The 18430-nt window shown below is 50.8% G+C and carries 16 protein-coding genes; 15 read left to right on the top strand and 1 reads right to left on the bottom strand.

Annotation, left to right across the window (positions count from 1 at the left end; translation table 11 throughout):
- Window positions 1–70: 70 nt before the first annotated feature.
- From clpP to hemB, 14 genes are all read left to right on the top strand, one after another.
- Window positions 71–652: an ATP-dependent Clp endopeptidase proteolytic subunit ClpP gene (gene clpP / locus I8J30_RS01820; protein ID WP_210654857.1), complete on the top strand. Its 582-nt coding sequence runs from the start codon at window positions 71–73 to the stop codon at window positions 650–652.
- 33 nt (window positions 653–685) lie between these two features.
- Window positions 686–1942, top strand: a complete 1257-nt coding sequence (gene clpX, locus I8J30_RS01815; protein ID WP_210654854.1) for an ATP-dependent protease ATP-binding subunit ClpX — start codon at window positions 686–688, stop codon at window positions 1940–1942.
- 93 nt (window positions 1943–2035) lie between these two features.
- Window positions 2036–3157, top strand: coding sequence for a flavodoxin-dependent (E)-4-hydroxy-3-methylbut-2-enyl-diphosphate synthase (gene ispG, locus I8J30_RS01810; RefSeq protein WP_091214737.1), 1122 nt, complete (start codon window positions 2036–2038; stop codon window positions 3155–3157).
- 192 nt (window positions 3158–3349) lie between these two features.
- The gene (lonB, locus tag I8J30_RS01805; protein WP_091214740.1) at window positions 3350–5056 is read left to right on the top strand and encodes an ATP-dependent protease LonB; all 1707 of its coding nucleotides are present in this window, start codon (window positions 3350–3352) and stop codon (window positions 5054–5056) included.
- A gap of 87 nt (window positions 5057–5143) precedes the next feature.
- Window positions 5144–7498, top strand: coding sequence for an endopeptidase La (gene lon, locus I8J30_RS01800; protein WP_091214742.1), 2355 nt, complete (start codon window positions 5144–5146; stop codon window positions 7496–7498).
- A gap of 19 nt (window positions 7499–7517) precedes the next feature.
- Window positions 7518–8150 (top strand): ribosome biogenesis GTP-binding protein YihA/YsxC, encoded by a 633-nt coding sequence (yihA, locus tag I8J30_RS01795; RefSeq protein WP_210654852.1) that lies wholly within the window; start codon window positions 7518–7520, stop codon window positions 8148–8150.
- A gap of 165 nt (window positions 8151–8315) precedes the next feature.
- On the top strand, window positions 8316–8906 hold the full coding sequence (locus I8J30_RS01790; protein ID WP_210654850.1) for a non-ribosomal peptide synthetase module: 591 nt from the start codon (window positions 8316–8318) through the stop codon (window positions 8904–8906).
- A gap of 334 nt (window positions 8907–9240) precedes the next feature.
- Complete coding sequence (gene speD, locus I8J30_RS01785) at window positions 9241–9639, top strand: adenosylmethionine decarboxylase (protein ID WP_090983026.1); 399 nt, start codon at window positions 9241–9243, stop codon at window positions 9637–9639.
- 170 nt (window positions 9640–9809) lie between these two features.
- The gene (hemA, locus tag I8J30_RS01780; protein WP_210654848.1) at window positions 9810–11192 is read left to right on the top strand and encodes a glutamyl-tRNA reductase; all 1383 of its coding nucleotides are present in this window, start codon (window positions 9810–9812) and stop codon (window positions 11190–11192) included.
- A 67-nt stretch (window positions 11193–11259) separates the two neighbouring features.
- Window positions 11260–12078 (top strand): cytochrome C assembly family protein, encoded by an 819-nt coding sequence (locus I8J30_RS01775; protein WP_210654846.1) that lies wholly within the window; start codon window positions 11260–11262, stop codon window positions 12076–12078.
- Between the two features lie 26 nt (window positions 12079–12104).
- Window positions 12105–12770, top strand: coding sequence for a precorrin-2 dehydrogenase/sirohydrochlorin ferrochelatase family protein (locus I8J30_RS01770; protein ID WP_210654844.1), 666 nt, complete (start codon window positions 12105–12107; stop codon window positions 12768–12770).
- Window positions 12770–13741, top strand: a complete 972-nt coding sequence (gene hemC, locus I8J30_RS01765; RefSeq protein WP_276316065.1) for a hydroxymethylbilane synthase — start codon at window positions 12770–12772, stop codon at window positions 13739–13741. The genes I8J30_RS01770 and hemC overlap by 1 nt, the downstream gene beginning before the upstream one ends.
- Window positions 13738–15306, top strand: coding sequence for a uroporphyrinogen-III C-methyltransferase (gene cobA / locus I8J30_RS01760; protein WP_210654842.1), 1569 nt, complete (start codon window positions 13738–13740; stop codon window positions 15304–15306). Before hemC ends, cobA begins: the two co-directional genes overlap by 4 nt.
- Window positions 15307–15324: 18 nt before the next feature.
- Entirely contained in the window at window positions 15325–16323 is a 999-nt protein-coding gene (gene hemB, locus I8J30_RS01755; RefSeq protein ID WP_210654840.1) for a porphobilinogen synthase, read from the top strand.
- Between the two features lie 34 nt (window positions 16324–16357).
- On the opposite strand, the gene I8J30_RS01750 is transcribed toward hemB, so the two are convergent.
- Entirely contained in the window at window positions 16358–17020 is a 663-nt protein-coding gene (locus I8J30_RS01750) for a Crp/Fnr family transcriptional regulator (protein WP_210654838.1), read from the bottom strand.
- Window positions 17021–17122: 102 nt separating this feature from the next.
- Here I8J30_RS01750 and hemL point away from each other — a divergent pair, with 102 nt between their 5' ends.
- Entirely contained in the window at window positions 17123–18424 is a 1302-nt protein-coding gene (hemL, locus tag I8J30_RS01745; RefSeq protein WP_210654836.1) for a glutamate-1-semialdehyde 2,1-aminomutase, read from the top strand.
- The last annotated feature ends 6 nt before the right edge of the window (window positions 18425–18430 follow it).

The following is an 18430-nucleotide window of genomic DNA, read 5'->3' as shown; positions in this document are numbered from 1 at the left end:
AAGCTTTTGCGGTTAATCGCCGGCAAGGTGGATTTCTTCAAAAAGTCGATTACGAAAGAAGGTTGATCGCATGAATCTGGTGCCTATGGTCGTTGAGCAAACGAATCGGGGAGAACGTTCTTACGACATCTACTCCCGCTTATTGAAGGATCGGATTATTTTTCTAGGAAGTGCGATCGACGACGATGTTGCCAATGCCGTCATTGCGCAGTTGCTTTTCCTTGCAGCCGATGACCCGGATAAGGACATTCATCTGTACATTAACTCGCCAGGCGGTTCAGTTACCGCAGGAATGGGTATTTATGATACGATGCAGTTTATCAAGCCGGACGTATCTACGATCTGCGTAGGCTTGGCTGCCAGCATGGGTTCACTTCTGCTTACGGCAGGAGCCAAAGGCAAGCGTTTCGCGCTGCCAAACAGCGAAGTTATGATTCACCAGCCTCTTGGAGGCGTGCGTGGTCAAGCTTCGGATATTAAGATTCACGCGGATTGGATTCTGAAGACCAAACAGAAGCTCAATCAGATTTTAGTGGATCGTACAGGTCAGCCTTATGACAGAATCGACCGCGATACGGATCGTGACTATTTCATGAGTGCTGAAGAGGCGTTGAACTACGGTCTGATCGATAAGGTCGTAACATCTCTGTAGGTCGCGCGAATCAACAAGAAGGGGTGAAAACTCATGTTCAAATTTAACGACGAGAAGGGCCAGTTGAAATGTTCGTTCTGCGGCAAATCGCAAGATCAAGTTCGCAAGCTCGTAGCCGGACCTGGCGTCTATATATGTGATGAATGTATCGAACTATGCACGGAGATCGTTGAAGAAGAGCTCGGTCATGAAGAAGAGCTGGATCTGAAAGATATTCCGAAACCGCGCGATATTCGCAACATCTTGGATCAATACGTTATTGGTCAAGAACAAGCGAAGAAGTCGTTATCTGTAGCGGTATACAACCACTACAAACGCGTCAACTCGCAGAATAAACTGGAAGATGTTGAATTGCAGAAGAGCAATATCTTGCTTGTAGGTCCTACAGGCTCAGGTAAAACGCTTCTGGCTCAAACGATGGCTAAAATTTTGAACGTTCCGTTTGCTATCGCGGATGCGACTTCCCTTACGGAAGCCGGTTATGTCGGTGAAGACGTTGAGAATATTTTGCTCAAACTGATTCAAGCTGCAGATTACGATGTGGAGAAAGCTGAACGCGGCATCATCTACATCGATGAAATTGATAAAGTAGCCCGCAAATCCGAGAATCCGTCCATTACACGTGACGTTTCCGGTGAAGGCGTCCAGCAAGCGCTCCTCAAAATTCTTGAAGGCACAGTTGCTTCCGTACCACCGCAAGGCGGCCGTAAGCACCCGCACCAAGAATTTATTCAAATCGATACAACAAATATCTTGTTCATTTGCGGCGGTGCATTTGACGGTCTTGAGCAGTTGATCAAACGCCGGATTGGCAAGAAGGTTATCGGATTCAACGCTGCCGGAGACGGTCAGAAGGATCTGAAACCGGGCGAATATTTGTCTATGGTACTTCCGGAAGACTTGCTCAAATTCGGTCTGATTCCGGAGTTTGTCGGCCGTTTGCCTGTCATCTCGACTCTAGAGCCGCTTGACGAAGGCGCGCTTGTCCGTATCCTCTCCGAGCCGAAGAATGCGCTCGTGAAGCAGTATCAGAAGCTGCTTGAGATGGACAATGTGAAGCTTGAGTTCGAAGCCGCAGCACTGGATGCAATCGCGAAAGAAGCGATCAAGCGTAATACAGGTGCACGTGGATTGAGAGCGATTATTGAAGGGCTGATGCTCGACGTGATGTACGAAGTACCTTCACGTGACGATGTTAGCAGCTGTCTGATTACAGAGAAGGTCGTTCAAGACCGGATCATGCCGGAGCTTGTTTCCAAGAAGGGCAAGAAGAAGGAAGAAAGCGCCTGATCCAATAAATAACACCTCAAATGCTTCCACCCCTGCGGCGCGGCAACGCTAACCGCAGGGGTGGACTTTGACGTTCATGGGAGAGGTTACCTGATGTATTTGCGCAAAGATACAGTGCCGGTCAAAGTCGGTCCGCTGACGATTGGCGGCAGTGATGAAGTTATTATTCAAAGTATGTGCACGACCAAAACAGCGGATGTTGAGGCAACCGTTGCCGAGATCCTGCGCCTTGAAGAAGCGGGCTGCCAAGTGGTTCGGGTTACCGTCAACAACAAGGAAGCTGCTGAGGCAATCAAAGAGATCAAGAAACGCATTCATATTCCGCTTGTAGCGGATATTCATTTCGATTACCGCCTTGCCCTTGCTGCGATTGAGAACGGTGTAGATAAGGTTCGGATCAATCCGGGCAATATCGGACGCCGCGAGAAAGTCGAAGCTGTCGTGAAGGCGTGCAAAGAGAAGAACATTCCGATTCGTATCGGAGTTAATGCCGGCTCGCTGGAAAACCACTTACTTGAGAAGTATGGTTACCCTACTCCCGAAGCAATGGTGGAGAGCGCACTTTTTCATATCGGAATTTTGGAAGAGCTTGATTTCCACGATATTATCGTATCGCTTAAAGCTTCTGACGTGCCGATGGCGATTGAAGCCTACCGTATGGCTGCCGAAGTTATTCGTTATCCGCTTCACCTTGGCATTACGGAAGCCGGAACCCTTCATACGGGCACGATTAAGAGCTCGGCCGGTATTGGTGCACTGCTCGCCATGGGCATCGGAAACACCGTTCGGATCAGCCTTAGCGCGGACCCGGTAGAAGAAGTGAAAGTAGCGCGTGAATTGCTGAAGACCTTCGGTCTGATTACGAACGCTGCAACGCTGGTTTCTTGCCCGACATGCGGAAGACTGGATATCGACTTGTTCTCAATCGCCAATGAGGTGGAGGAGTACATCAGCAAAATCAAGGTGCCGATTAAGGTTTCCGTTCTTGGCTGCGCAGTTAACGGCCCAGGTGAAGCGCGTGAAGCGGATATCGGGATTGCAGGCGCAAGAGGCGAAGGCATGCTCTTCCGTTACGGAGAGATGATTCGTAAAGTGCCTGAAGCCGAGCTACTCTCCGAGCTGAAGAAGGAAATTGACGAGATCGTCCGCGTATTTGAAGAGACCGGCGAAATTCCGGGGCGCAAGCATCAGCCCGGACCTCATGTAACGACATAGGAAAGCCATTCAAACTTTACGTATTCATAGCGATTATTCCATCCGGCCGGGGGCAATACTGAACAGTATGAGCCCCGTAAAGCCGGATTTTTTGTATGAAGAAAAACGGCGTAAGCCGTTTCTTTTCTTTTCAGCCTGAGAAGGATCGAAACCGCACGCGCCGCTAGTCTTCTTAAGAGAGGAGTAATTGCTATGAGTTTAAGTTTGATTTTGATGTTGATCCAGGTGTTTTTCGCTATCGTGATTGGTTTGTACTTCTGGAATTTGCTGCGCAATCAGAAAACAAATCGAACGGCTGTCGACCGGGAGTCCCGTAAAGAAATGGATAAATTACGTAAGCTGCGCTCGGTTTCGCTGACGAAACCTTTGTCTGAGAAAACACGGCCGCAAACGATTAATGATATTGTGGGGCAACGGGACGGTCTGCGTGCGCTCAAAGCGGCGATGTGCAGTGCGAATCCGCAGCATGTCATTATCTATGGTCCTCCGGGCGTTGGGAAAACCGCTGCGGCACGGGTGGTGCTGGAGGAAGCGAAGAAGAATCCGAGCTCGCCGTTCTTGCAGGATGCGAAATTTACGGAGATCGACGCGACAACAGCTCGCTTCGACGAACGCGGGATCGCGGATCCGCTTATCGGCTCTGTGCATGATCCGATTTATCAAGGGGCAGGCGCAATGGGCGTCGCCGGTATTCCGCAGCCGAAGCCCGGTGCAGTCACGAAAGCGCATGGCGGGATGCTGTTTATTGATGAAATAGGTGAATTGCATCCGATTCAGATGAATAAGTTGTTAAAAGTACTGGAAGATCGCAAGGTGTATCTGGAAAGCGCGTATTACAATTCCGAGGATAACAATATCCCGATGTACATCCATGACATTTTCCAAAATGGCTTGCCTGCTGATTTCCGTCTTGTTGGCGCTACGACGCGTTCGCCGCAGGAGCTGCCGCCGGCGCTTCGTTCGCGCTGCATGGAAATCTATTTCCGGCCGCTGCTGCCCGATGAGATCTCCCAAATTGCCGTCAATGCACTGAAGAAGATCGGCTTGCCGCCGTCTCAAGAAGCCATTGACGTCGTTACGCGTTATGCAACGAATGGCCGTGAAGCCGTTAATGTCATCCAGCTTGCAGCAGGGCTCGCGCTGTCGGAGAAACGCGATACGATATCGGCCGCCGACATTGAGTGGGTCGTCAACAGCAGTCAAATCCCGCCGCGTCCCGACCGTAAGGTGCCGACAGCGCCGCAAGTAGGTTTTGTGAACGGACTGGCCGTATACGGACCGAATATGGGAACGCTGCTGGAGATCGAGGTTAGCGCAATCGGGGCAAGAGCCGGAAAAGGTGTATATACAATCACTGGCGTTGTAGACGAGGAAGAACTGGGCGGCGGAAGCAGCAGAACGCTCAGACGCAAAAGCATGGCCAAAGGCTCCATCGAGAACGTCCTTACGGTTCTAAGAAGAATGGGCATGAAACCGGAAAATTACGATTTGCACATTAACTTTCCGGGCGGAACACCGATCGACGGCCCGTCTGCCGGTATCGCGATGGCTACGGCAATTGCATCTGCCATTAAAGGAGAGCCGATCAGCAATAAGCTTGCAATGACCGGTGAGGTAGGCATCCATGGCAATGTGAAGCCTGTCGGCGGCGTGCTGGCCAAAGTCGAGGCGGCTTTCCAAGCCGGAGCAGATACGGTATTGATCCCAAGAGAAAATTGGCAGGCTATCTTCGCTGATTTGCAAGGTGTACAGGTAATTCCTGTCGAGCATGTGGATGAGGTATTCCGCCATGTGTTTGGTGCTGAAGATACGCAAATGCAGTCTGCTTCCCAAGCGCCTGCAGCCGACGTATTTATCGCAACAGGACTGCCCTATTTGCAGGCGGATTCCGTTGAGTGATAAAATGGATGAAAGCCCTAAGACTTAAGGCCGAAGGAATCGGTTACGAAAGATCTGTGAGGAAGCTTCAAAGACGGAGGTGCTGGAATGGGACCTGCTAAATGGAAAGGTCGTCGTATGCCCCTGCTGCCGCTACGGGGGCTGCTTGTATACCCCAGCATGGTGCTGCATCTGGATGTAGGCAGGGAGAAATCGGTGCGCGCGCTTGATCGCGCCATGCTGGACGATCATATGATTTTGCTATGTTCGCAATCGGAAGTGAATATTGAAGAGCCGTCGCAGGAAGATATCTACCGCGTCGGCACGGCAGCAAGGGTCAGACAAATGCTTAAGCTGCCGAACGGTACCATCCGCGTGCTGGTGGAAGGCGTTGTCCGTGCCGAGATTGTGGATTATTTGCCGAATGATGATTACTACGAGGTCACGATTAAAGAACTGCCGGAGGCGGAATCGACGGATCCGGAAATTGATGCTCTCATGCGGACGGTGCTTAACCAGTTCGAGCACTACATCAATTTGTCGAAGAAAGTGACGCCGGAGACATTGGCAGCAGTTTCGGATATTGATGAGCCGGGCAGACTTGCCGATGTGATCTCCAGCCATCTTTCGCTGAAGATCAAGGATAAGCAGGATATTCTAGAAACGATTGATGTGCGGGAGCGGCTTGAGCGCTTGCTTGATATTCTGAACAACGAGCGCGAAGTGCTGGAGTTGGAACGCAAGATCAGTCAGCGCGTGAAGAAGCAGATGGAGAAGACACAGAAGGAATACTATTTGCGCGAGCAAATGAAAGCCATCCAGAAGGAGCTCGGCGAGAAAGAAGGCCGTGCCGGCGAAGTGGAAGAGCTTCGTGCACAGATGGCGGACTCCGGTATTCCGGATAAAGTGAAAGAGAAGGTCGAGAAGGAAATCGACCGTCTGGAGAAGATGCCATCGACTTCGGCCGAGGGCGGTGTCATCCGCAATTATATTGATTGGCTCCTTTCCTTACCTTGGAACAAGCTGACGGAAGATGATTTGAATGTGGCAAAAGCGGAAGCTATTCTTAACGAGGATCATTACGGACTCGAGAAGCCGAAGGAACGCGTGCTGGAATACTTAGCGGTACAGCAGCTCGTGAAGAAGCTGAAAGGCCCGATTCTCTGCTTGGTTGGCCCTCCGGGGGTTGGTAAAACCTCGATGGCTCGTTCGATCGCGAAATCGCTTGGCAGACAGTTTGTACGAATCTCGCTTGGCGGCGTGCGCGACGAAGCTGAAATTCGCGGTCATCGCCGTACATACGTCGGCGCGATGCCGGGCCGGATCATTCAAGGCATGAAGACGGCAGGTTCGCTCAATCCGGTGTTCTTGCTTGATGAGATCGATAAAATGGCGATGGATTTCCGCGGCGATCCTGCATCTGCACTGCTTGAGGTGCTCGATCCAGAACAGAACAATACGTTCAGCGATCATTTTATCGAAGTGCCGTTCGATCTCTCGAATGTCATGTTCGTGACGACGGCCAATGCCATTCACAACATCCCAAGGCCGCTGCTCGATCGGATGGAAGTGCTGTACATTCCCGGTTATACAGAGCTTGAGAAGCTCCAAATCGCGAATCGCTACTTGCTTCCGAAACAGAAACGTGAGCATGGCTTACTTGAAGAGCAAGTGGATCTCGGAGAAGACGGGTTATTGCAGATCATTCGCGAGTACACAAGAGAATCCGGTGTGCGTAATCTGGAGCAGCAAATTGCGGCGATGTGCCGGAAAGCTGCGAAAGCCATCGTGACGGATGAGAACGTAACGCCGATTAAGGTCGACTCCGCGAAAATAAAAGAATGGCTCGGGCCGTCCAAGTTCCGGTACGGCATGGCGGAGGTCGAAGATCAAATCGGCGCCGTTACAGGCCTTGCTTGGACCGAGGTTGGCGGCGATACGCTCGTTATTGAGGTAACGGTGCTGCCCGGCAGCGGGAAGCTCACGCTGACAGGCAAGCTCGGCGATGTGATGAAGGAATCTGCGCAGGCAGCCTTCAGCTACACGCGCTCCCGTGCCAATGAGCTTGGCATCGATCCGCTATTCCATGAGAAGAATGATATCCATATCCATATTCCTGAGGGTGCGATTCCGAAAGATGGACCGTCAGCGGGCATTACGATGGCGACGGCACTTATTTCTGCTCTAACGAATCGTCTGGTGGATAAAGAAGTGGCGATGACCGGAGAGATTACGCTGCGCGGCCGCGTGCTGCCGATTGGCGGTCTCAAAGAGAAATCGCTCGCAGCGCACCGGGCGGGCATCAAGAAGGTGCTGATTCCCAAAGACAACGAGCGTGACTTGCGCGACGTACCAGACAGCGTCAGAGCCGATTTGGAGTTCGTTCCCGTCAGCTCGATGGATGAGGTTATCAAGCACGCCCTTGTCAAGGTGGAGGCAGCAGCGCCGGTACAGACGCATTAAGAAAGCAGGTTGCTTAAACGTGAAGATTATGAATGTAGAATTTGTTATTTCCGCCGTAAGGCCGGATCAATATCCTGTGGATGCCTTGCCAGAGTTCGCTCTGGCAGGGCGTTCTAATGTCGGCAAATCATCGCTCATCAATAAGATGATTATGCGCAAAGGGTTAGCCAGAACGAGCTCGCAGCCGGGCAAGACGCAGCAGCTCAACTATTACCGTGTGAACGACGAAGTGTACTTGGTCGATTTCCCCGGCTACGGCTATGCCAAAGTATCGAAAGTACAGCGTGCACAGTTCGGCACGATGATCGAGACCTTCCTAAGCGACCGTGAACCGCTGAAGATGGTTTTCCTTATCATCGACATTCGCCATGAACCATCCGTGGACGACTGCCTCATGTACGACTGGCTGAAGCATTATGAAATTCCGGTTTGCGTCGTGACGACGAAGGCGGACAAGATTCCGAAGAGCAAATGGGATAAGCATGTGAAGATGGTGAAAAAGAAGCTGGGCTTCCAGACGGGGGATTACCATGTTCTCTTCTCTTCTGAGACAGGCCTCGGCCGCGATGAGCTTTGGGCAATCATAAATCAAACGATAGCGGAAACAAGCGAAGAAGCGGAAGAAACGGAAGAAGTTTCAATCGAAAAGTGAGGATAACGCATAAAAGCAACGACTCTTCGTAAAATCTCCTTGATTATTCAGAAATATGCGTGAATATCGCGAATGGGCGGCAGGAATAAACCGCTTCGATCGGGTATAATATAGGTAAGCAACTGATTTACAAACGCGTTACTTTATAGAATTGAGGAGATTTTTATGGCTCAGCGGATAGCCACGGAGTATGTCAATGCTTCTCTGCAATTAACGGCTGAAGAGATGGCGGGATTTGTCCGGTTTTTTGAAGACCAGCATATTAAGCAGCAGGTGCGGGTACTAGAGAACGGCAATCACGAGATGGTTCTCGAGGACGACGCAGGACGAGAAGAAGTCCGCCTTACTTTCGAACGTAAGCAAGATTTGTACGTATGCGCGCTTTCGTGCCGTATTGTACATCCGAGACTTACGAACGCAATGCGCAAAGCGGTATCGTTGTTCCGCGGAGATGCAGTCGTCAATCGCATTTATCCACATTATACGATGATCTATCATTATGCTGAAGGAACTGTTCGCAAAATTGTCGAAATCAAGAACAATGAGTCGAGAGTGATCTTTGAATTCAAAGATACAGTCGGCCAGCTTGAAGCGACTTTCCGCGTGAACGACATCGAGAAGGAAATTGAAATCGTGCAAGGTGCGATTAATCAATTGCTCGATTTACGCAACCAATGCAGTGATCGCGGGCAAATATCGCTTATCGATCAACGGCTGGCACAGCATGCAAGAGCGCTGTTCTTAATGGAAGCTTAAGCAAAGCCGTAGAGCATCATACTTCGAAAGCCGCTCATTTGCGGCTTTTTTTATTTATATTAAATTTTGCAGAGGACCATCACCAGCTCAACTAAACGTACATACGTTGTTTACTGGAGTTTACTGCATGTTGTCAACTTAAATCTGCCCAAAAAAAACTGTTGCATTTCTGAGCGATAGATGTTATTTTTATTTTCGTTGCAATGAATAGGAACCAGGATTCACTCAGGACATGGTAATGTTGCGAGAGGAAAGTCCCTCGGGCAGTGAATGACGTAGGTCCTAGCGGATGAAATTACAAAACATTTTATTCCTAGGAAGGGGGAACCGAGAGATGGAATATTCAACTTTCGGAAGACACGTTGCTGTTGACACTTGGGGTGTAGATTTTGACCTGCTCAACAACGCGGAATTTTTACAAGCCCAAATGGTAGAAGCTGCAGAGGCATGCGGCGCTACAGTACTCTCAGTTCAAGCGAAACAATTTGAGCCACAAGGCGCAACAGTGCTCGTACTGCTGTCAGAAAGTCATCTTTCCATTCACACGTATCCTGAGAGAGGCTTTGCGGCTCTTGATTGCTATACATGTGGAGAAACAGTCGATCCGCAATTGGCGATTGACTACATGATGTCTGTTTTGAAACCAAAAGTAACACATGCTAAGAAACTTGTTCGCGGTATGGGTGAACTGCAAGTCGTGGAAGCGGATATGAAGCAAGTTGAGCTTGTGTAGCATTTTCATATGACTAAAAGAGGGGCCATGGAGAAATCCGTGGCCTTTTTTGACGCCATAAACCAAACTGCGCGTTTTCAAACAATTTTCATATTTGCAGGGGTACATCAAGACTAACTGTGCTATACTAAATGATGAAAAAATGATTTGTGAAGGGCAGGTGAACGCGCATGCACATTATAGTCGTCGGTCTTAATTACCGCACAGCACCGGTCGAAGTCAGGGAAGGTTTTACATTCTCCGAACGAGATCTGCCTGAGGCGCTTGAGCAGTTGAAGCAAACGAAGAGCATTATGGAAGGTGTCATTGTTGCGACCTGTAACCGCACTGAATTGTATGCTGTTGTTGACCGTCCGACGTTGTGCGGACATTATATACGCAGTTTCATGGAGAAATGGTTTAAAACGCCGAGACAGCAGTTTACCTCGGATTTATATATGTATGAGGATGAGAAGGCGATCGACCATCTGTTCCGTGTCACCTGTGGACTTGATTCCATGGTCATTGGCGAGACTCAGATTCTGGGTCAAGTCAAGAATGCGTTCCTTCTTGCACAGCAGCAGAAGACTACAGGCACATTGTTTAATACGATCTTTAAACAAGCTGTAACGCTTGCGAAGAAGGCACATTCCGATACTGCAATCGGTGAAGCTGCGGTTTCGGTCAGCTATGCTGCAGTTGAGCTCGGCAAACGGATCTTCGGACAATTTAACGGCAAGACGGTTATGATCGTCGGTGCCGGCAAGATGAGTGAATTAACAGCTAAGCATCTGTACGCGAACGGTGTGGAACGAGTATTCGTCGTCAACCGTACCTATGACCGTGCCGTGCAGCTGGCGGATAAGTTCAACGGAACCCCTCTGTCGATGGCGGATGCGATTTCTCGTTTGCATGAAGCGGATATCGTGATCAGCTCTACGGGCTCAGATGGTTATGTACTGGGCCGCGAGCAGGTTGCGGCTGCGATGCAGAAACGTAAATCCCGTCCCCTCTTTATGATCGATATTGCGGTACCGCGTGATCTTGATCCTGCTATTGCATCGGTTAAGAACGTGTTCCTCTACGATATTGATGATCTGGAAGGCATCGTGGAGAGCAACATGGAGCAGCGTCGTACAGAGGCTGCTAAGATTGAAACGATGATTGCAGCTGAGCTGGATGTGTACCGCGGTTGGTACAAAACATTAGGCGTTGCCCCGCTGATTCGCGCGCTGCAGGATAAAGCGACGGACATTCACGCGGAAACCATGGACAGCTTGGCGAACAAGCTCCCGGACTTAAGCGAACGTGAGCTTAAAGTCATTCATAAGCTGACGAAGAGCATCGTGAACCAAATGATGCATGATCCGATTCTGCGAATTAAAGAAATGGCAGGAGAGAAGCATGCTGACGAGGCTATGGATATGTTCGTGAAACTATTCGCCTTGGAAGACACGCTTGAACAAACAAAGAACAACGCAGAGCAGCGTAATCCGGCTGGGACTAAAGAAGTCGCTCCAAGCGGAGATACGATGCCGGTACTCAAAAGTACAATTGCGGCAATTACAACCTAACATCCCGGAGATAAGCAGCGGCATGTAGGTTATCAGATAACTTGTTCAAAGTTTGCGGAGGCCATCTATGGTTACACAAAATTGGTTTTATGATGGAATGCTGTATATCTATGCCCTGAGCCTTCTGTTTTACTTCTCCGATTTCGTGGATCGAAATCGGCAAGCGAAACAAGTGGGAACAGGGCTGCTTATTTTCGTCTGGGTACTGCAAACGGGCTTCATCGTACATCGCATCATCTCGCATCTGGACATGACTAACATCTCATTGTTTGAATATTTGCTCGTTTTTTCTTGGCTGCTTATCACGGTTTCACTTGTGATGAGCCGTTTTTTTAGGATGGAGTTTATCGTGTTCTTCGTGAATGTTATCGGATTCGCAGTACTAACCGTCAATTTGTTCGGCATCGGTTCAGGCGCTTCCCTCGAAAGATGGGAATTGGCGCAGAACATGCTGGTCGTTCATATCATTCTGATGATCTTGGCCTATGCCGCGCTGACGATCAGCGGGATATTCTCAGGGATGTATATGTTTCTGTTCGCTCGTCTCAAAGGCAAGCAATGGACGAAGAGCATGCAGAGGATGCCGAGTTTGGATGTGGCGGATCGCTTCATGTTCAGAGCCGCGCTGATCGGCACGCCGCTGCTGACGTTATCGCTGGCAGTGGCGGTTACTTCTATTCTTATAGAAGGGCGCTATGGACTCTTGCTTGATTTAAAGGTGATTTCATCTTTTATAGCATTGGCCATTTACATCTGGAATTTGCTAGGGCACCGCTGGTTTGACGGTTCAGGCTGGAAGTTCGCCAGGCTTAATTTGATCAGCTACGGCGTCATGCTGCTCAATGTATTGCTGAATCAAGCCTCTAATTTTCACAGCTGGTCTTAAGGGGCGCCAAGGAGTTGGTTGCATTCGTGAAAGCCTATTATCCCATGATGGTGAAGCTTCAAGGGAAACGCTGTGTTGTATTTGGAGGCGGCTCTGTTGCGGAGCGTAAAGTGCAAGGACTGCTCGATGGGGGAGCCGATCAGGTAGAGGTTATTGCGCCCGCTGCTTCTTCTGCTCTTCAAGAGCTTGCCCTTGCAGGGTCTATCGAGCTTGTGCAAAGGGAATACAGGGAAGGGGATCTTCAAGGAGCGATGCTTGTTATTGCTGCGACGAATAATCGTCACGTAAATAAAGAGCTTGCAGCCTTGGGAGAGCGACTTGGTATTTTCGTGAATGTTGCTGATCTGGGCGAAGAAGGCAGTTTCGTTACGCCTTCGATCGTGCGGCGCGGCGAGCTGCTCCTAGCGGTTACGACAGGGGGAGCAAGCCCGGCTTTGGCTGCAATCGTGAAGCGGCGGCTGGCCAAGCAATTTGACGAAAGCTTCGGAGATTCCGTCGAAGGGCTTCGATTACTGCGAGCACGAGTGCTGTCGAGCAGCTTGAATCCGGAGCTCAGAACCTCCCTATTGCGAATGGCTGCAGAAGAGGTTGCGGCGCAAGCTGAACGGAATGATGGACGGTTTACCTATACGGAAAGTCAGATCGATGAATGGATGAGCAGGCTGCTGCAAGCGGCTGAGAGGAGCGAATAATGATGTCCCACAGAAACGAACAACCCCGAGTCATTGTAGTCGGAACCCGTCAGAGCGCACTTGCTTTGACGCAAACCGGTCAAGTTATAGATCAGCTTAAAGCACTAAGCGAGCAGCATGGGCTGCCGTATACGTTCGAGATTCGCAAAATCGTGACCAAAGGCGACCGTATACTGGATGTAACGTTATCCAAGGTCGGCGGGAAAGGTCTGTTTGTGAAAGAGATCGAACAGGCGCTGTTCGATAAAGAGATCGATTTAGCAGTACATAGTATGAAGGATATGCCGTACGAGCTTCCTGACGGTTTGATGAATGGCGCGACTCCTAAGCGGGTAGACCCAAGGGACTGCATCATTACGGCGAACGGTTTTACGTTCTCCGACCTGCCTGAAGGGGCAAAGGTTGGAACAAGCAGTCTGCGTCGTTCCAGCCAGCTGAAGAACGCGCGACCGGACTTGCAGATCGAATCCATTCGGGGCAATATCGATTCCAGAATCAAGAAGCTGGAGAGTGAAGGGTTCGATGCAATCGTGCTGGCAGCAGCCGGGCTGCACCGCATGAGCTGGGAATCGAAAATTTCTTCCTATCTGCCTGAAGATCTATGCGTGCCCGCGGTTGGTCAAGGTGCGCTTGGCATCGAATGCCGGACTGAGGATGCACAAGTACGTCACTTGCTGTCGCTCCTGAATGATCCTCTTACCGCACTAACGGTATCCGCTGAACGCAGTTTCCTCGGAGCACTCAATGGCGGCTGTCAGATTCCGATAGGGGCACATGCTACGATCGTGGAGACAGCTGAGAATGGTGAAACTTGTCTGCTCGAGCTGACGGGTATTGTCGGTTCGCCGGATGGCGGTATTTTACTCAAAGAAACGTTGCGCGGACAAGATCCGATAGCATTGGGATTGCAAACGGCAGAAGCACTGAAGGCAAGAGGAGCAGATCGTATTTTAGCAGAAGTAAGGGGATGAACGTTTTGCTGAAGGGGAAGAGCAAAGGGAAAGTCTACTTGGTTGGAGCCGGACCCGGCGATCCAAAGCTGATTACGCTGCGAGGAAAAGAATGCATCAGTAAATGTGATGTCGTGGTTTATGATCGACTGGCCAGTCCAAGACTGCTCCGGTATTTAAAGCCGGGAGCGAAGAAAGTATACGTGGGAAAGCTGCCGGACCGGCACACCATGAAGCAAGAGGACATTAATCAGCTGCTTGTGGATTTGGCGCTGGAGGGCAAGATCGTGACCCGTCTGAAGGGCGGCGATCCGACCATCTTCGGCCGTGTCGGCGAAGAGGCTGAATTGCTGTACCATAATGACATCGAGTTCGAAATCGTACCGGGCATCACCTCTGCCATTGCGGTACCTGCTTATGCGGGAATCCCTGTCACTCATCGAGATTTGGCTTCATCGTTATCGATTATTACCGGGCATGAAAGTCCGGACAAGCTTGATCAATCCATTCATTGGGATAAGGTTACCCTTGCCACGGGTACGCTTGTTTTCTTAATGGGTGTTGCTAAGATCGGCTATATAGCAGAGCAGCTTATCAAGCACGGTAAGCCCGCGCACACGCCCGTAGCTCTCATTCGCTGGGGGACAAGGGTGGAACAACGAACGATTACAGGCACGCTGGAAACGATCGAGGAGATCGTCAAAGCGGCCAACTTCCAGCCGCCGGCAGTCATTGTCGTCGGCGACGTAGTCAAGCAGCGTGAGAAACTGAAGTGGTATGAACTTAAGCCGCTGTTCGGAACTCGGGTGCTGATTACTAGGGCCAGAGCGCAAAGCAGCGATTTGGCTGAGCGTATTGAAGAGCTGGGCGGAGAGCCATGTGAGTTCCCTGTCATTGAGACTCGTGAGCCTACGGATGCAACATCCGTTGATGCGGTTAACAGCGCGTTACATGAAGCAGAGAACTACGACTGGATTATGTTTACGAGCGTGAATGGCGTAGACTATTTCTTCAGCTGGCTGCACAAGCTGCGTATTGATATCAGACGGTTCCATAAGGCGCGCATCGCCGCAGTCGGACCTAAAACAGCCGAAGCGCTGGAGAAGCGCGGATTGTTCGTCGATGTGCTGCCGGTAAAGTTCCAAGCCGATGATTTGCTTGATAGCTTGTCAGAGTACTTAGTCGAAGGTCAGCGAGTGCTCCTGCCAAGAGGTGATCTCGCTCGCGAAGTTCTTCCGCGAGAGCTGAAGGCCAAGGGGCTGACTCCTGTTGAAATCGATGTGTACGAAACGATTCTGGCAGACAACCAGGATGAGGAGACGCTTGAGCTGCTTCAGAAACGAAGCGTTCATGTCATTACGTTTGCCAGCTCCTCTACCGTTACCAATTTATTCGAAGTATTGCGTCGCATGGGGGTAGATGATCCACTTGAGCTGCTGCAAGGGATCGAGATCGCATGTATCGGCCCGATTACGGCGAAGACGGCTGAAGAAGCCGGTCTGAAGGTTACGATACAACCGGAGGATGCAACCATTGACGGACTTATTGATGCTATAGCCGAATCACGGCTCGTGCATCGCAACTAAGAAGGAGGCTTTCTGAATATGGCTTTTCCAATTACAAGAAACCGCAGACTTCGTTCATCAGGCGCGCTGCGCTCGCTGGTGCGCGAAACGCATTTGTCCGTAGACGACTTTATATATCCGTTATTTGTTACACACGGTACCGGGGTGAAGGAAGAAATATCTTCGATGCCGGGCGTTTATCATCTTTCTCTTGACCTGCTGCAGCAAGAAGTAGCTGCAGTAGTTGATTCAGGCGTGAAAGCCGTGCTGCTCTTCGGCGTACCGGATTCGAAAGACGCTGTCGGTTCTTCGGCGTACGATCCGAACGGGATTGTTCAGCAGGCAACAAGAGCGATCAAAGAATGGGCGCCGCAGCTTCTGGTTGTTGCAGATACATGCTTATGCCAATTTACGGACCATGGCCATTGCGGCATGATCCATCATGATGCTCGCACGGGAAATGCTTTTATTGATAATGATTCATCGCTCGAGCTGCTGGTTAAAACAGCCGTTTCGCAAGCACAAGCCGGCGCAGATATTATCGCACCATCCAATATGATGGACGGATTTGTCGGAGCGATCCGCGAAGGTTTGGATGCGGCAGGCTACGAAATGGTGCCGATCATGTCCTACTCGGTCAAATATGCTTCGGCTTTCTACGGCCCGTTCCGTGAAGCCGCACATTCCACGCCGCAATTCGGCGACCGCAAGACGTATCAAATGGACCCCGCAAATGCGCGCGAAGCGCTGCGCGAGGCGGAGGCGGACATCATGGAAGGGGCAGACTTCCTAATGGTGAAGCCGGCGCTTGCGTATATGGATGTCATCCGGATGCTGAAAGAGCATTTTGACCTGCCGGTTGCTGCGTACAACGTGAGTGCCGAATATTCCATGGTTAAAGCGGCCGCGGCAAACGGGTGGATCGATGAGCGTGCAGTTGTCCTGGAGGCGTTAACGGGGATGAAACGCGCAGGGGCTGACTTGATCATTACGTATCATGCTTTGGATGCAGCCCGCTGGCTGAGAGGCGAAGCCTAACAAACGGCCGGCCATTAAAAAAAGCCCGGACGGGTTAACCGTTCAGGCGGGCCAAGTCGAGCTTATATGCATTTGGACTAAACGTTAAGATATGGCGATCTTCGAGGTCCCTTAACACTTGGGAGAGTTCCTGCTTGGCTACACCAGCCATCTGAGCGAGTTCATCGTAGTTGAGGGGCATCTTAATCGTAATGATGTTACCGGCTCGTGAGCCATGTCGATTAGCCAGCAGAATGACATTCTTAAGCACTCGCGTACGTGAATCGACGAAAGTGAGATCGTAGACATGCTGATTGGTATCACGCAGTCTGCGGCATAGCTGAGCCATAATGTGGCGCGTGATCTCGAATTGCTCGCGAAGCAGCTCGTGGAAGTCGTTGCCGGAGATCACCAGCAGGGTCGAGTCTTCCAGCGTTTGAGCGGATGCCGAGCGTGGACGGCCGTCGAGCAGAGACAGCTCGCCGAAGCTTTCGCCGGACTGGAGAAGCGATAATACTTTCTCGTCTCCGGAAGTGCTGCGGGTATAAATCTTAATGGAGCCTTTAAGCAAAATATAAAAGGCTGCGCCGAAGTCTTTCTCTTGAAAGAGCACTGTGCCGGCTGTGAACCATTGCTTGCGGGCAATCGACATTATACGCTGAAGCTGTTCGACGTTTAAATTTTCAAAGAGCTGTACTTTCTTAAGCAATTCAAGCACGTATGATCAGCCTCTCCCTCTCCATTGCACGACAGTTTCAACCTGATAATCTCCTAGCAGTTTACCATACCGAAGTCACAATTTAACAGGCAGGTGCGAGAAATGAGCGAAAAGAATCCTAAAAGAACGGATGAACGTTCCAAAGAAGCTTTTGCACGCGCGAAAAAAGTAATTCCGGGCGGCGTGAACTCTCCGGTACGTGCATTTAAATCCGTCGGTTTAAATCCGATCTATATGGACCGCGGCGAAGGCTACAAAGTCTATGATATCGACGGTAACAGCTATATCGATTACGTGGCATCCTGGGGTCCGCTAATTATGGGCCATGCCCATCCGGAAGTGATCGAAGCGATTAAGAAAACAGCGGAGAAAGGCACCAGCTTTGGCGCCCCAACTGAGATTGAGACGCTTATGGCCGAGCTGGTCTGCGAACGTGTCCCATCCGTAGAGATTGTACGTATGGTGAATTCCGGCACAGAAGCGACGATGAGTGCGCTCCGCCTGGCTCGCGGTTATACGAAACGCAGCAAAATTCTAAAATTCGAAGGCTCTTATCACGGCCATGCCGACAGCTTGCTTATTAAAGCAGGTTCAGGCGTAGCGACACTTGGGCTGCCAGACAGCCCGGGCGTACCGGAAAGCGTAGCATCCCATACGATTACGGTGCCTTACAATGACCTTGCTTCGGTCAAGCTGGCATTCGAAAGCTTCGGCGAACAAATCGCATGTATCATCGTTGAGCCGGTCGCCGGCAATATGGGCGTTGTTCCGCCGCTGCCCGGCTTCCTGCAAGGGCTGCGCGAGGTGACGGAGCAGTACGGCAGTCTGTTGATCTTCGACGAGGTGATGACCGGCTTCCGCGTTCACATGAACTGTGCGCAAGGTCTGTACGGCGTAACACCGGATCTCACTTGCCTCGGCAAAGTAATCGGCGGCGGATTGCCGGTAGGCGCATACGGCGGTAAGCGCGAAATTATGGAGATGATGGCGCCAAGCGGCCCGATCTATCAAGCAGGCACGCTTTCGGGCAATCCGCTTGCGATGGCAGCCGGCTATACAACGCTTAGCCTGCTGACACCGGAGACTTATGAGCACATGGAGCGGATGGCGGTTCGATTGCAGCGCGGTTTCGAAGCGAATGCGGCGAAGCACGGTATTCCGAGCACGATTAACCGAGTCGGATCGATGGTTTGCCCGTTCTTTACAGAGCAGCATGTCATCAACTACGATACGGCGAAAACTTCCGATCTCGAGCGCTTCAAGGTTTATTTTGCTGCCATGTTAGATCTCGGTATCAGCATTGCCCCTTCCCAGTTCGAAGGCATGTTTGTCTCCGGCATTCATGATGAAGCAGCCATTGATGCGACCATTGCGGCGCATGACGAGGCGTTTCGTCGCTTGTAAGAAAGC

Origin of the sequence: Paenibacillus lignilyticus (assembly GCF_017942085.1) — a bacterium.
Taxonomy (GTDB): domain Bacteria; phylum Bacillota; class Bacilli; order Paenibacillales; family Paenibacillaceae; genus Paenibacillus_Z; species Paenibacillus_Z lignilyticus.
The sequence above is the reverse complement of the archived record's forward strand: the minus strand, read 5'-3'. Positions and strand labels throughout refer to the sequence as shown.